10 protein-coding genes are annotated in these 14,173 nt (G+C 65.3%); 5 read left to right on the top strand and 5 right to left on the bottom strand.

The window, feature by feature from the left end; all coding sequences use genetic code 11:
- The 3 genes from H8B03_RS18750 to H8B03_RS18740 all read right to left on the bottom strand — a co-directional run.
- Nucleotides 1–1,071: right-handed parallel beta-helix repeat-containing protein (locus H8B03_RS18750; RefSeq protein ID WP_193143456.1), on the bottom strand; the 1,071-nt coding region annotated here is incomplete at its 3' end.
- A gap of 182 nt (nt 1,072–1,253) precedes the next feature.
- Nucleotides 1,254–3,050 (bottom strand): right-handed parallel beta-helix repeat-containing protein, encoded by a 1,797-nt coding sequence (locus H8B03_RS18745; protein ID WP_193143454.1) that lies wholly within the window; start codon nt 3,048–3,050, stop codon nt 1,254–1,256.
- A gap of 320 nt (nt 3,051–3,370) precedes the next feature.
- A complete protein-coding gene (locus H8B03_RS18740) occupies nt 3,371–3,886 on the bottom strand; it encodes a DapH/DapD/GlmU-related protein (RefSeq protein ID WP_193143452.1) in 516 nt (171 codons plus the stop codon).
- Between the two features lie 213 nt (nt 3,887–4,099).
- On the opposite strand from H8B03_RS18740, the gene H8B03_RS18735 reads away from it, so the two are divergent.
- The 4 genes from H8B03_RS18735 (at nt 4,100) to H8B03_RS18720 (ending at nt 9,718) form a co-directional block, all read left to right on the top strand.
- Nucleotides 4,100–5,368, top strand: a complete 1,269-nt coding sequence (locus H8B03_RS18735; RefSeq protein WP_193143450.1) for a nucleotide sugar dehydrogenase — start codon at nt 4,100–4,102, stop codon at nt 5,366–5,368.
- Between the two features lie 44 nt (nt 5,369–5,412).
- Entirely contained in the window at nt 5,413–6,654 is a 1,242-nt protein-coding gene (locus H8B03_RS18730) for a glycosyltransferase family 4 protein (protein WP_226926141.1), read from the top strand.
- A 227-nt stretch (nt 6,655–6,881) separates the two neighbouring features.
- Complete coding sequence (locus H8B03_RS18725; RefSeq protein WP_193143442.1) at nt 6,882–8,858, top strand: Ig-like domain-containing protein; 1,977 nt, start codon at nt 6,882–6,884, stop codon at nt 8,856–8,858.
- A gap of 203 nt (nt 8,859–9,061) precedes the next feature.
- Nucleotides 9,062–9,718 carry a hypothetical protein gene (locus tag H8B03_RS18720; RefSeq protein WP_193143440.1) on the top strand — a complete coding sequence of 219 codons (657 nt, stop codon included), beginning with the start codon at nt 9,062–9,064 and terminating at the stop codon, nt 9,716–9,718.
- A 157-nt stretch (nt 9,719–9,875) separates the two neighbouring features.
- On the opposite strand, the gene H8B03_RS18715 is transcribed toward H8B03_RS18720, so the two are convergent.
- Complete coding sequence (locus tag H8B03_RS18715) at nt 9,876–10,907, bottom strand: ParB N-terminal domain-containing protein (RefSeq protein WP_193143438.1); 1,032 nt, start codon at nt 10,905–10,907, stop codon at nt 9,876–9,878.
- Nucleotides 10,908–12,362: an AAA family ATPase gene (locus H8B03_RS18710; protein WP_193143436.1), complete on the bottom strand. Its 1,455-nt coding sequence runs from the start codon at nt 12,360–12,362 to the stop codon at nt 10,908–10,910.
- 400 nt (nt 12,363–12,762) lie between these two features.
- Here H8B03_RS18710 and H8B03_RS18705 point away from each other — a divergent pair, with 400 nt between their 5' ends.
- Complete coding sequence (locus H8B03_RS18705) at nt 12,763–13,848, top strand: replication initiator protein A (RefSeq protein ID WP_193143434.1); 1,086 nt, start codon at nt 12,763–12,765, stop codon at nt 13,846–13,848.
- Nucleotides 13,849–14,173 lie beyond the last annotated feature (325 nt).

Raw genomic sequence — 14,173 nt, 5'->3', positions numbered from 1 at the left:
CGAGAGCAGGGTGTTGCCGCTTTCGGTGACATTCATCGCCGCCATTTCCGCCGCGTCCAGGTTCAGCACGCTGCCGTCCCAATAGGGCACCAGCGTGTTGCCGGTCACCACCGCCCCATCCACATCCACCAGGATGATCCTGGGGTATTCGGTATGGGTCAGATCCTCGCCGTTGGGCAGCACGATATTGTCGGCGATCACCACGTTGGTGGTGTCGTAGATCGAGATCGCGTTGGGCGAGCCGTTGATGATGGTGTTGCCGGTGATGGTGAAATCGCTGGAGGTGACGCCGGCGGGCGCCCCGTCCAGATGGCCGAAGATCGACTGCGACCGCGCGCCCTCGGGCTGGTAGAAGATGTTGTCGCGGATGGTGAGACCCTGCAGGCCGCTGGCCGAATTCGTGCCCCAGTACTGGATGAAATCCGGGTGGTCGCCGGTGTTGCCGTCCGGGTCGCGCCAGGGCGTCAGGTCGTGGAAATAGCTGTCCTCGATCACTAGGGTGCTGACATCGCTCAGGTTCACGCCCTCGCGGGTGTGATGCAGCTCCAGCCCGCTGACGGTGATGCCGTCCACCCCGTTCAGGCGCAGGGCGGTGCGCACGTCGGTGATCTCCAGATCCTCGATCACCACGCCGTCGGTGTCGCGCACCAGCAGGCCGAATTCATAGCCATAGCCGGTCAGCGGGATGTTGCGGGTGGCCGCGGCGCTGTCGGGATCGGTGCCCTCGGTGGCGTCGGGCAGATGGCCGGTCAGGGTCATGTCGCGCAGGGTGATGTCGGCGCTGTCGCGCAACTGGACCCGGCTGGTGTTGCGGGTGGGGGCCAGGCTGGCGGCCTCCAGGTCGATGCCTTCGACGGTGATACCACTGGCGGCGCGGATCAGCAGCGTCTCGGTCAGCACCGCGCGGTCGTTGGGATCCGCCGAGGTGATGGTGATGTCCTGGGCGAAGGCCCGGTTCTTCAGGACCACGGCACCGTAATCGCCCGCGGCCAGTTCGATGCGGTCGCCATCGGCCGCCCCCTGGAAGGCGGCCACAAGCCCGGCCGCCGTCGTCACCTGAAAAGTCGTCATTCTGTAATGCCCCCAGTTGTACGAGATCGGCGCCCCCACAGCCGATTCTCTTCCGGAACCGGATGCTGCCCGCACACGCATAGGAGTAATAGACGATTTGAGATGACACGCACAGGTTGTATTCCCCGGCGCGGGTCGGGATCAGGCGCCGCGACGCCTGACCCCCGGATCTCGGGCGGCCGTCAGCCCAGGTCGCTCATCAGGATGCCCTGCAGTTCGATGTAATGGGTGTCATCGTCCTGCAGCGCCAGCACCACGCCCGAGCCGTCGCCATTGGCGGTGACGCTGACTTCGGGCGCCAGCAGCAGCTCGGTCAGATCGGCCAGGCTGTCCAGGGTCACGCTGTGGCCGCCCGGCGACACATGCATCCGGTTGCCCGGATCCAGGGCGTCGGTGAAGGTGCCCGCCTGGTCGGTCATCAGGCGCAGGACATCGCCGTCGCGGAAGGTCAGATCCATCACCAGGTCATAGGTGTCCTCGCCCGTGGACTTGCGGAAATCGAACAGGAAATGGTCGGCGCCCTTGCCGCCCTCCAGGATGTCATGGCCGCCGGTGTCGGTCAGCTTGTCATTGCCGTTCAACCCGCGCAGATGCCCGATCTCATCCGGCGCCAGACCGCGGTCGCTCAGCTTGTCCTTGCGGTTGGAGCCGGTGACGCGCACCGCGGTGTCGTAAATCGTATCGGGATCGATGGGATAGGTCGTGGTCGGCGGGGTCACGGCGCCGCCGCCACCGCCCGTCCCGCCGCCGGTGCCACCACCACCTGTCCCGCCACCCGTACCACCGCCGGTGCCGCCACCGCCCGTACCACCGCCGGTCCCGCCACCGCCGGTGCCGCCGGACGGCAGGGTGTTGAGGATCTGGTCATGAAGCGAGCCCCAGAAACTCGGCGATGCCGGGTTCTGCGACAGCAGGGTATTGCCGCTTTCGGTGACGTTCTGGGCCGCCATCGCCCCCGCGTCCAGGTTCAGGATATCGCCGTTGTGGCGCGGCAGCAGGGTGTTGCCGGTGATCTGCACATTGTCCACGCCATTCAACGAGATCCGCGGGAAATTGCTGTAATGCAGCGTGTCGGAATTGGGCAGCAGGATGTTGCCCGAGATATCCACGTCATCGGTATGGGCCAGCTTGATGGCATTGGCCGAGCCGTTGATGATGGTGTTGCCGGTGATGGTGAAATCGCTGGCGGTGACTCCGGCGGGTGCCTTCTTCAGATGGCCGAAGATGGTCTGCGCGCGCGATCCCTCGGGCTGGTAGAAGATGTTGTCCTGAATGGTGATCCCGTTCACCCCGGTGGTCGAGTTCACGCCCCAGAACTGGATGAAATCCGGGTGATCGCCCGAGGTGCCATCCGGGTCGTACCAGGGCTTGAGATCATGGAAATAGCTGTTCTCGATCAGCAGGTCGGTGGCATCGTTGAAATTCACCCCTTCACGGCAATCGCGCAGCTCCATCCCGGTGATGGTGGTGTCCTGGGTGCCGTTCAGGCGCACGGCCACGCGCAGGTTGGCGATCTCGACATCCTCGATCACCACGTCCTGGGTGTTGCGCAGCAGCAGCCCGTTCTCATAGCCCATGCCGTCGAGAATGCTGTTGCGGGTCGCGGCCGCGGTCGTGGGGTCCACCGCGCCATCGCCGGGGCCGGGCACATAGCCGTCGATCAGCATGTCGCGCAGGGTGATGTCGGAACTGGAGCGGATCTGCACCCGGTTCCAGCTGAAATTCGGCGCCATGCTGGCGGCATCCACATCCAGCCCCTCGATGGTGACGCCGCTGCAGTTCTGGACCTCCAGCGAGGTGGCCAGCACCGCGCGGTCGTTGGGGTCGGCCGAGGTGATGGTCAGCCCCTGGGCGAAATCCCGTCCCTGCAGGTTGACGGCGGAATAATTTCCGCCCGCCAGTTCGATCCGGTCGCCGTCGGCGGCGCGGGCAAAGGCGGTGTGAAGCTGGGCGGCGTTGGTTACCACATGTGTGGCCATGACAGTTGTCCTCTCGTTACGCGACAACACATCTCCCTCCTGCGAATCCAAAGGCTTCGCAGGCGATGGCAATGTGCTCTTGGTGAAGAATTCTTCCTCGGGGTGGATATGCCCGGATCGCCGCCGCGACGCGACCCCGCCCCTTGGTTAACCCTGGGTTCTGAGCGGAATTTTGCTTTCGTTCCGGCGGAATACGCCGGTGACGCACGGGAAGGTTGCGCGCAGCATTACCAACGCCGCACACAGACCGGGGGCGGTGCCCGGTTTTTCGTCAGAACGGGGTTTTCCGGAACGATGTTCCGCAAGGGCAGGCGCGGGGGTCAGACCAGCCCCTGCTCCACCAGCTTGCTTTCGGTCTCATCGGCGCTGGCAAAGCGGCCATAGGCGCCGACCTCGATGCCTTCCTGCAGGATCTTTGCCGGGTTGCCGGCGACCACGCAGCGCGGCGGCACCGATTTGGTCACCACCGAGCCCGCGCCCACCACGCAATTGTCGCCGATCTCGACCCCGGGCAGGATCAGGCTGCGGCCGCCGATGAAGCAGTTCTCGCCCACGCGGGTGTGCAGGTACAGCCCGCGGGTGCGGTCATGGCACAGCAGGCGGCTTTCGAAGGCGACATAGGAATTCTTCCCCACGTGCACCCCCTTGGGATAGGTGCGGTCGAACTTGGCCGACAGGGAAAACTGCGCCGAGGGATGAATGTCCATGCCCCAGACGCGGGTATAGTACCAGCGGTAGGTCTCGACGATCAGGTGCCGCACCCCGGCCAGCCGGTTCAGCCCGGTGCGCCGGGCCTTCTTGTAGTCCCCCTGGGGGGCGGTACGTACATCACTCATCCTCAACCTCTTTTCATGTCACACCCGGTTCGGGCCGCGCGCGCGGCGGCGGGTGGTGCGCCGGACAGTAGCGAGCCGCGCGGTTTTCTGTCCAGAGCCGGGCCGCGCCATATTACCGCTGCGTGTCCTGCGCCTGCCCCGTCGCGTCAGCGCTCACAGTCTGATAGGCAATGCCCCGTATCTGGTTATCTTTGCGTGAAGGAACGAGTGTTCATGAAGGTCGTCATTTTCGGGCTGGGCTATGTGGGGTTCACCGCCGCCTGCTGTATCGCCAGCGAAGGGCACGAGGTTACAGGCATCGATGTCAGCCTGAAGAAGGTGCAGGCGATCCGTGACGGCATCCCGCCGATCCTGGAACCGGGCGTCGAAGAGATGCTCAAGGACGGTCTGGCCAAGGGCCGGATCACCGCCGACACCGAGATCGGCAGCCACCTGGATGACGCCGACCTGGCCATCGTCTGCGTCGGCACCCCCTCGGCGTCGGACGGCTCGCACAACATGGGCTACATCGCCGATGTCTCGCACCAGATCGCCCTGGCGCTGGATCCGAACCGGGCGCGGCCGCTGACCGTCGCCTATCGCTCGACCATCCGCCCCGGCTCGGTCGAGGAGCTGATCCACCCGATCTTCATGGCGGTGCTGGGCGAGAAGACCGACGCGGCGGCGGCACTGGTCTACAACCCCGAATTCCTGCGCGAAAGCTCGGCGGTGAAGGATTACTTCGAGCCGCCCAAGATCGTCATCGGCACCCGGGACGGCCAGCCCAACCCGCAGATGGAAGAGCTCAACGCCAATATCACCGCGCCCACCTTCCAGGTCGGCTACCGCGAGGCCGAGTTCACCAAGTTCGTGGACAACACCTGGCACGCGGTGAAAGTGGCCTATGCCAACGAGATCGGCCGGGTCTGCCTGAACCTCGGCATCAAGGCCTCCACGGTGCATGAGATCTTCAAATCCGACACCAAGCTGAACATCTCGCCCTATTACACCCGTCCGGGCGGCGCCTTCGGCGGCTCCTGCCTGCCCAAGGACGTGCGCGCGCTGCAATATATCGGCGTCGACAGCGGCTCGAACATGCCGCTGGTGGAAAGCCTGATCCGCTCGAACGAGGCCCACAAGCACCGCATGTACGAATACGCGGTCGAAGGGCTGGAGCCGGGCGCCAGGGTGCTGCTGGCCGGTCTGGCCTTCAAGGCCGGCACCGACGATCTGCGCGAAAGCCCCAATGTCGACCTGGCGCGCAAGCTGCTGGCCTCGGGATATGACCTGGATATCTATGATCCGGGGGTCGATTCCGAAAAGCTGATGGGAACGAATCTGGGCTATGCCTTCTCGAAACTGCCCCGAATCGAGGCATTGCTGGTGGACAAGCCCACCGCAGAGGGTACAGCCTATGCGCGTGTGATCGCGACCAATGCGACAGTAGAGGACCTGGATCTGCCCGCGGCAACGGACCTGCGCGATCTGGGCCGTTTGCCCTGAGCAGCCTGAACCGGGGGGCGATCAGTGACGGAATGGAGTGTGTGATGGACGGTCAGTTTACCGAAATGCCCCGGATGGAAGCCGTCCGGGTCGACAGGCCTTTGGCCGGACGCAAGGTCCTGATCATCGTGGAAAACCTGCCCCTGCCCTTCGACCGCCGGGTCTGGCACGAATGCCGGACCCTGACGGCGGCGGGCGCGCAGGTCAGCGTGATCTGCCCCACCGGCAAGGGCTATGAAGCCCCGTATGAGGAACTGGACGGCGTCCATATCTACCGCCACAAGCTGCCGCTGGATGCCAAGGGCGCCTCGGGCTACCTGCTGGAATACGGCGCCGCCCTGTTCCACGAAACCCGGCTGGCGTGGAAGATCCTGCGCAAGCACGGCTTCGACACGCTGCAGGGCTGCAACCCGCCGGACCTGATCTTCCTGGTGGCCTGGCCGTTCAAGCTGCTGGGCAAGAAGTACATCTTCGACCATCACGACATCAATCCCGAGCTCTATGAAGCCAAGTTCAACAAGCGCGGCTTCTTCTGGAAGCTGATGGTGCTGTTCGAGAAGCTGAACTTCTGGTCGGCGGGCGTGGTGATCTCGACCAACCAGTCCTACCGCCAGATCGCGATGGAGCGCGGCGGCAAGAAGCCCGAAGACATCTTCGTGGTCCGCTCGGGCCCCGACCTGAACCGGCTGCACGTGATGCCGCCCAACCCGGCCTGGAAGAAGGGCCGCGCCGCCATGGTCGGCTATGTCGGCGTGATGGGCGACCAGGAGGGCATCGACCTGCTGCTGGAAGCGGCGCGCGAGATCGTCTTCGACCGCGGCCGCGACGTGCAATTCGTGCTGGTGGGCGGCGGCCCGGCGCTGGACGACCTCAAGGCCATGACCCGCGATCTGGGGCTGCAAGACCATGTGACCTTCACCGGCCGCGCCCCCGATGCGGAACTGTTCGAGGTGCTGTCGTCGGCCGATGTCTGCGTGAACCCGGACCGGGTGAACCCGATGAACGACAAGTCGACCATGAACAAGATCCTCGAATACATGGCGTTTTCCAAACCCATCGTGCAGTTCGAGGTGACCGAGGGCCGCTACAGCGCGCAGGAGGCCTCGCTGTACGCCGAACCCAACAACACCACCGACATGGCCGACAAGATCCTGTCGCTGATCGACGATCCCGCGCGCGCCGCCGAAATGGGCCGCATCGGCCGCAACCGCGTCGAGACGGAACTGAGCTGGGACTACCAGGTCGACACGCTGATCGACGCCTACCAGCGCGCCGCCGACCGCTGAACGGGCAAAGGGGCGGCCCCCTCTCTCCTGAGCATGTACATCAAGAAGAATGAGAAACGCTCCCGGACCCTCCGGGGGCGTTCTTCCCTGGGGGGGGCAGGTGACCCGCATGACCATAGGTAAACTTATTGACAGGACGCGGCCCGGGATTCTAGCATAGTCTTGGTTGGCTATTTGCATAACGTATTGATTTTCTACAATTTTATTGCATGAAAAGGATACGGACCATGTCTGGCACAACCTATGCTGGCACCCCCGCAGACGAAGACATCCACGGAACACGGCAGGACGACACCCTGTCCGGCGGCGCGGGCGACGATACCGTACGCGGGCGGCGCGGCGATGACACCCTGGTCTATGACGTCGCCCTGAACGCTGGCGCCACCGACACCTATGACGGCGGCATCGGGCTCGACACCATCCGCCTGCTGATGACCAGCGCCCATTGGAACGACCCGGCGGTGCAGCTGGAAATCGCCGCCTACCTGGCTTTCCTTGACGTGGTGACCGATGGCGGCACCCAGGATGCGGTCAAGGAATTCTTCTATTTCGAAAGCTTCGGCGACCAGACCCTGCGCGTGACCCGTGTCGAGGCGCTCGAGATCTTCGTGGACGGGGTGCAGGTCACCCCCGAGGATGATCCGGTCACCGCGGTGGACGATGCCGTCAGCGTCGATGAGGACGGCCCCGCCCTGACCGGCAACGTGCTGGCCAATGACAGCGTGCCCGACCTTCTGGGCTCGGTCACGCTGGTGATCGGCACCTCGCTGGGCAATCTGACCCTGAACCCCGACGGCAGCTACAGCTACATGCTCGACAACACCAACCCGGCGGTGCAGGCGCTGGGGGTGGGCCAAATGCTGACCGACAGCTTCACCTACCTGGTGGCCGATGCCGATGGCGACACCGACTTTGCCACGGTGACGATCACCATCAACGGCACCAACGACAGCCCCACCGCCACCGATGACGCCGCCACCACCGACGAGGATACCGCCGTCATCACCGCCAATGTGCTGGCCAATGACAGCGATCCCGACACCTCAGACACGCTGGTCGTCGCCGCCTATGACGCGGTCAGCGCCGGCGGCGGCACGGTCAGCTACAACGGCGATGGCACCTTCACCTATGATCCGAACGGCATGTTCGAAACTCTGAACGCCGGCGACAGCGCGACAGACACGTTCACCTACACCATTGACGACGGCCACGGCGGCACCGACACCGCCACCGTCACCGTGACCATCGACGGGGTGGATGACGGGGTGTCCGGGGTGGTGGATTTCACCGGTGGCCATTATTGGTACGGGACCAATGCCGAAGGGGGGAACACCTATCATGTCACCGATGACGGGCTGCAGGTCCGGGGCATCGGCGATGACCACCTTGACTGGTATCTCCCACCCGAAGGCGCCGGGGATGGTTTTGTACGAACCTATGATTATGACTATGGGAGTGCGACCAATTACGAGGGCAAGGGCCGGATCGAAGGCGAAGGCGGCACCGGCACCTTCTCGCTCAAATCCCTCGATATCGAGTATTTCCGGGACTATGAGGGCGACGGCTGGTCGGTGACCTTCACCGGATCGAACGGCGCCAGTCAGACGGTCACCCATACCGGCACCGGCTCCCCCACCTCTGGCAGCCATGGCACGGTGAATTTTGGCGCGGCCTTCACCGATGTGGCCTGGGTGGATTGGGATTTCACCGGCGATATCAACAACGACGGCACCGCCTACACGGATTACGACTATTTCAACATCGACAATCTCGTCTTCGAGGATCTGCAAGGCACCACGCCCTATGTCAGCGATCCCGATGTGATTGAATTCGACAGGGGTCAGAGCAGCCAGGTCTATGTTGAAGACGGCTTCAGCCTCTCCCCCACCAGCGGGCACCATCATGTCGGCAACTTCGATGGCAGCGATGCGGACTGGGAATTCGATCTGCACGGCAACTATGTCTATGAGCTGGACCGGGGCGACGGCGGCAGTTTCGATCTTGAATCGATCTATATCGTGCTTGCCGCGGGCGGCGTCACCTTCACCGGATCGAACGGCGCCACCCATACGGTGGCCGCCGGGACCACCGGCACCACCACTTTCGACGCCAGCTTCCACGACATCACCTCGGTCACCATCACCAATGGCAGTGGTGAACTTTACGTGGACGACATCACCTTCGCCAATATCGAGGTGGTCTGACCCGGCCCGCATCCCGGCGGCCGGGGGCGCCCCCGGCCCATGACATGACGGCCCGCTGTTTCGCCCGCGACACGGCGGGCCGCTGCCGTCTGCGCCCCGGACCACGGGCCACGCCGCCAGGCAGGTTAACCCCCGCCCGCCCCCCGCTTGTCGCCCGTGGCGGTCCGGAATATCCTGAAGGCCTTTCGAAAAAGGACCTTCCGATGCATCTGAAAAGCACCCTGCCGCTCATTACAGCGGCCCTGTTCACCGCCACCACCGCCAGCGCGGTGACGCTGGAGTTGAGCTACTACGGCGATACGATTTACTACGACACACTCGCAGAATGCACCTACACACCGCAGCCTGCCGGCCCCTGCCCCGGCGATGACGACTGGGTGTGGGAGAGTTATCATTATTCGTACGCGGGGTTCTCTGGGACGATCATTCTGGATGAAGCGGCCTATGGTGGTCGCTTCAAGAATTCCACCGTGGTGTTCCGGCACGAGTACCCCTACGACGACACCTCCATCGAAACAGACGGCGTGATTTCGTGGAACTTTTCCGTGAATCTCTTCACAGAAATCGCATATGGAACCGTCGCCAGCTTCACCTTCGGACCAAACTATGAGGTGCTCGACTGGAACATCTATGCGGAAGAGGATTCCCCGGATTCCTCGATGGACCCGAAATGGGACAGAATCTTCATTTCGGAAGTCTACTATGAGACACGTGGAGACTTCTGGGCACCCGCCAAGGAATGGACCGTGCGCCAGCTTCCCACCCTGGGCACAGAGATCCCCCTGCCCGCCAGCCTGCCGGCCCTCGGGGCCGGGGTTGCCGCCCTCGGCCTGCTGCGCCGCAGGCGGCGGCGGGCCTGATCCTTTTCGCGGGCGGACCCTGCCCGTCAGCCCCTGGGGCGCGCCTTGGCAGGTTCCCGGACGGCCTGGGGCTCCGCCCGTTCGCGCCTCAATCGATCCCCTGGATCGATTGCAAGACGGCGCTCACTCCTGGTGAAAATACGCCCGCCGGGCGGCGTCAGCCCTGGCCGCCCTCCGCCGCCCGGATCGCCTGGCGCAGCCGGTCCAGCAGCGCGTCGTCCACGCCGGGGCCGCTGAGGGTCAGGGTGATCTTCTGTCCCTTGCGGGCCGAGGCAAAGCGCAGCCCGTCGCGCAGCACCTCGCCGGAGTGTTTCGCGCGCGAAACATCCGTCTTCGGCGGTTGCGCCAGTTTCTCCAGCAGCGCCAGTTCTGCCGCCGCATTGGCCGGGCGCGCGCGGGTCAGGGCGGCGCGGATGGCGTTGCGATCGCCCAGCCGCAGGCGCGAGACCAGCGCCAGCCCCAGCCGTTCGGGGATCTCGGCGGGATAGTTCAGCAGATCGCCAAGCGCCTCGTGAATGTCGATGAAGCTGCCGATCTTCGACCGCTTCGCCCGGCTGGCGGTGGCGAACAGGCTGCGCAGCGCCGCCGACTGGTCCGCAAACACCCCGCGCGCGGCGGCCTCGGCCACCACGCGGGCGCGTTCGTAATAGCTCAGCCCGACCCGGATCTCGTTTTCCTCGACCATGGCGACATAGCTGTCGGCGGCCTCCTCGGGCGGGCGGATCAGGGCGCGCAGGGTCGAGAACCGCTCTTCCCCGGTGTCTTCGTACAGTTCGCTCAGCGCCCGCAGGCGGCGCCAGCCCGAGATCAGGCCGAAGCGATAGGGCGGCGTGGCCTCGCCCGCGGCGGGCTCGGGCAGCGGCGTGATCTCGGCCGGGGTGCGCTGGCCATGGGCGGCGATCGAGGCTTTCAGCGCGGCGATTTCCTCGGCATCCAGGCTGATCCGGTCGCGCACCAGGTGGCCCTGGGCAATGTCGGCCAGCGGCACCTCAACGATCATCCGGCCCTCGTCGCGGGCGGCCTGCAGGCTTTCGGTGATCTCGCGCAGGGCGGCGGCTTCGGCGGATTGGCCCGAGACCTGGGCGATGGGGGCCACGGCGCGCGGCGTGGCCGCGGGGGCCGGCGCGGGGCGGCTCTGGGCCGGGGCAAGATAGCCGGGCTGGGCGGGGGTCAGGCGACGGCGGGCCATTTACGCGGCTCCTCTTCTGGGGCGGGGGTCAGGATGGCGCAAGGAAGGTGAAGACATCCCTGCCCCACCGTCCGTTGCCTGGGACGCCCCGGCCAGCTCATCCCGCCTCCAGGCGCCGATCAGCAGCCGCTTGAAGGCGGCATAGGTCTCGTCGAAGGTCTCGCGCCCGCGCATGTAGGTCTCGCGGTTGAAGTCGCGGTAATCGGCCTCGTAGATGCCGTTCACCTGCTCGCCCGCCTGGCCCACCAGCGCGGTGAAATCCTGCCGGTAGGGCGACATGTAGGGGGTGATATAGGCCTGCATCAGGTTGGCCATCTCCATCTGCTGGGCGGCATCGAAGCGCGTCACCACCGCCCGCACCGCGTCCCATTCGAAGCGCAGCTCGGGCGTGCCAAGGGCGCGGGCGGCCAGGTTCTCGCCCTCTTCGATGGAACTGAAGGTGGCGTGCAGCATGTCGAAGAAGCGCCCCGTACTGTCGAACTCCAGAAACGACGCCCCCAGCGGCACCAGCAGGATGTCCGAGGCCGCCAGCGCGTTGATGGTCAGATATCCCAGCGCCGGGGGGGTATCGAGGATCACCACGTCATAGGCCTCCAGCATGCCGTCGGTCTCCAGCCGGTTCAGCAGCGCGTCCCACAGCTTCCAGCCCTTCAGCCCCATGCGCCAGACCGGCACCTGGAACTCGGCCCAGTACAGGTTCAGCTGCGCCCCGATCAGGTCGATGTTGGGCCAATGGGTCTTCTGCGCCAGATCGCGGGCCGAAACCTTCAGCGCCTCGGCCAGCAGATCGTCCAGCGGCAGCGGCGCCTCGCCCCGGCCCATGCGGGCGCGGTTCTCGGCCTGCAGGCTTTCGGCGTAATCGCGCGCCAGCAGCGGGAAGACCGTCTGCCATTCGTCCGCCACCTGGCCGCCGAAGATCGAGGTCATCGACCCCTGGCTGTCCAGGTCCAGCACCAGCACCCGGTAGCCGTCCAGCGCCGCCGACATCGCCAGATGCGCCGCCGTCGAGGTCTTGCCGACGCCGCCCTTGAAGTTGGCCACCGCCACCACCTTGGCCGGCAGCCCCTTGGGCCGGTAGGGCAGGTATTCCTTGGTCTTGGAGCCTTCGGCGGCGAAATGGGCGCGCAGGCGCAGCACCTCGTCCAGGGTGAACCACTTGGCCCCGCCCTCGGTTTCCGAGGCGCCCTGCGGCAGATGCGGATTGGCCTTCAGCACGCGGCGGAAATGCGGGGTGGCCACCGGGATCAGATACTTGGTGATTTCCCAGGTCGAGAACCGCCGCAGCCGTTTCGCGCCATCCGGGTTCAGCCCCCGTGACATCAGGTCGGCGCGCCCGCGCGAGGCCATTTCGGCGGCCTCGGCAAAGCCGGCGGTGTCCACGGGATCGCCCAGATCGGCCAGCGCCGCATCGGGTGAGATGTTGAAATACGGCGGATCCGCCGGGGTGCTGCTCATGGAATGTCCTGCTCGACATGCTTTGTTTTCGCCAGACTACCATAAAACCCGGCATATCAAAGGAAAATGCGCATCCCATTAGGTTTTCTAAGAAAAATCAGGCACTTGCCATCAGGTGCCCAAGGCGCCGCAGGGGCGCGGGTGCCATCGGGTCTGTTAGAATATGTGTTAGATATCTGTTACGGCATCCTGTGGATTTCTCCAAGCTGCTGACATCAAAGGCCGATTCCACCCTTTTTCAGACCTTGGCGACTCCGGAACCACGAAAGACCGACTCTGAACCCCCGATCCGCCGACTCCAGACCCCCGAAACCCGCGCTCCCTTCCGCTTGAGCCGCACCGGGGGTCTTTCTACTCTGAGTGTAAATAAAACGACGAATCCGTCACGAGCAGTAAAACGATGTCCAAACCCGCCCCGCCCCCGTCCCGGGGGCCGGTTTCCGTTTCCAAGGCCCCCGGCCCGAAACCCGCCGCTGCAGCCCTGGGCCCGCCCTCTGCCTTCGGGCCGCCCCCGGCCCCGGCGCTGGCGGATTTCTTCGTGTGCGATATCGTGGCCGCCATCCCCAAGGATGACATGGCGACGATGGAACACCCGGTGTTCTCGCTGTCCACACGCCCCGACCGGCGGGTGCTGAGCTATGATCACAAGGGCATCTCGGTGCAGATCACGCCTTCGGTGAAAGGGCTGGCCACGATCCACGACAAGGACGTGCTGATCTACTGCATCAGCCAGCTGGTGGCGGCGCTGAACGCCGGCCGGCCGACGGCGCGGACGCTGGAGCTGACCGCCCACGACCTGCTGCTGGCCACCAACCGCGAAACCTCCGGCGACAGCTACCGCCGCCTGCGCGATGCCTTCGAACGGCTGTCGGGCACCCGCATCATCACCAACATCCCCACCGCCGAGGTCACCACCACCGCCGGCTTCGGCCTGCTGGAAAGCTGGGAGATCGTGCGCCGCACCCGCTCGGGGCGGATGGTCTCGGTTTCGGTGACGCTGTCGGACTGGCTCTATCGCGCGGTGCTGGGCAAATCGGTGCTGACCCTCAGCCGCGACTACTTCACCCTGCGCAAGCCGCTGGAGCGGCGGGTCTACGAACTGGCCCGCAAGCATTGCGGGCGGCAGCCGCGTTGGCAGATCTCCATGGCGGTGCTCTGCGCCAAATCGGGCTCGGCCTCGCCGCTGCGGGTGTTCCGCAAGATGATCCGCGACATGGCCGCCGCCGATCCCCTGCCCGACTACAGCCTGGAGGTGATCGAGGGTGACCTCGTGCGCATCACCCCGCGCGCCGCCGTGATCGACCCCGGCGACGGCCCGGCGCTGCCGCCCGAGGCGCTGGACGAGGCCCGCGCCGTGGCGCCGGGCTGGGATGTCTACGCGCTGGAAGCCGACTGGCGCCGCTACTGGGTGACCACCGGCCGCCCCCGCCTGCGCAGCCCGGCCCGCGCCTTCGTGGCCTATTGCGCGAAACGCGCATCAAAATAGGCCAAGCGCGAAACGCGCATCAAAATAATCAGACTGCGAAACGCGCCTCTGGTTCAGGGTGCTCCCGGTCTGTCGAGACCACCGCCCCTGGCCGCTTCGGGAGCCTCCGGCGGGAGTATTTGGACCAAGAAGAATGAGCCGGTCATTCACCCCGCATGCCGATGTTTCGCGCGCGAAACATTCCGTTCGCGACCGAAAGGCATCATGGGGCTCCGCCCGTTCGCGCCGGAAACGCTCCCCCGGAGCGTTTCCGAGACGGCGCTCACTCTCTTTGGTCCAAATACTCCGGGGGTGAACGGGCCGGCAGGCCCGGAGGGGGCAGCGC

The sequence above is a fragment of the Meridianimarinicoccus sp. MJW13 genome (genome assembly GCF_014901205.1).
In the GTDB taxonomy this organism is placed as follows: domain Bacteria; phylum Pseudomonadota; class Alphaproteobacteria; order Rhodobacterales; family Rhodobacteraceae; genus Meridianimarinicoccus.
The sequence above is the reverse complement of the archived record's forward strand: the minus strand, read 5'-3'. Positions and strand labels throughout refer to the sequence as shown.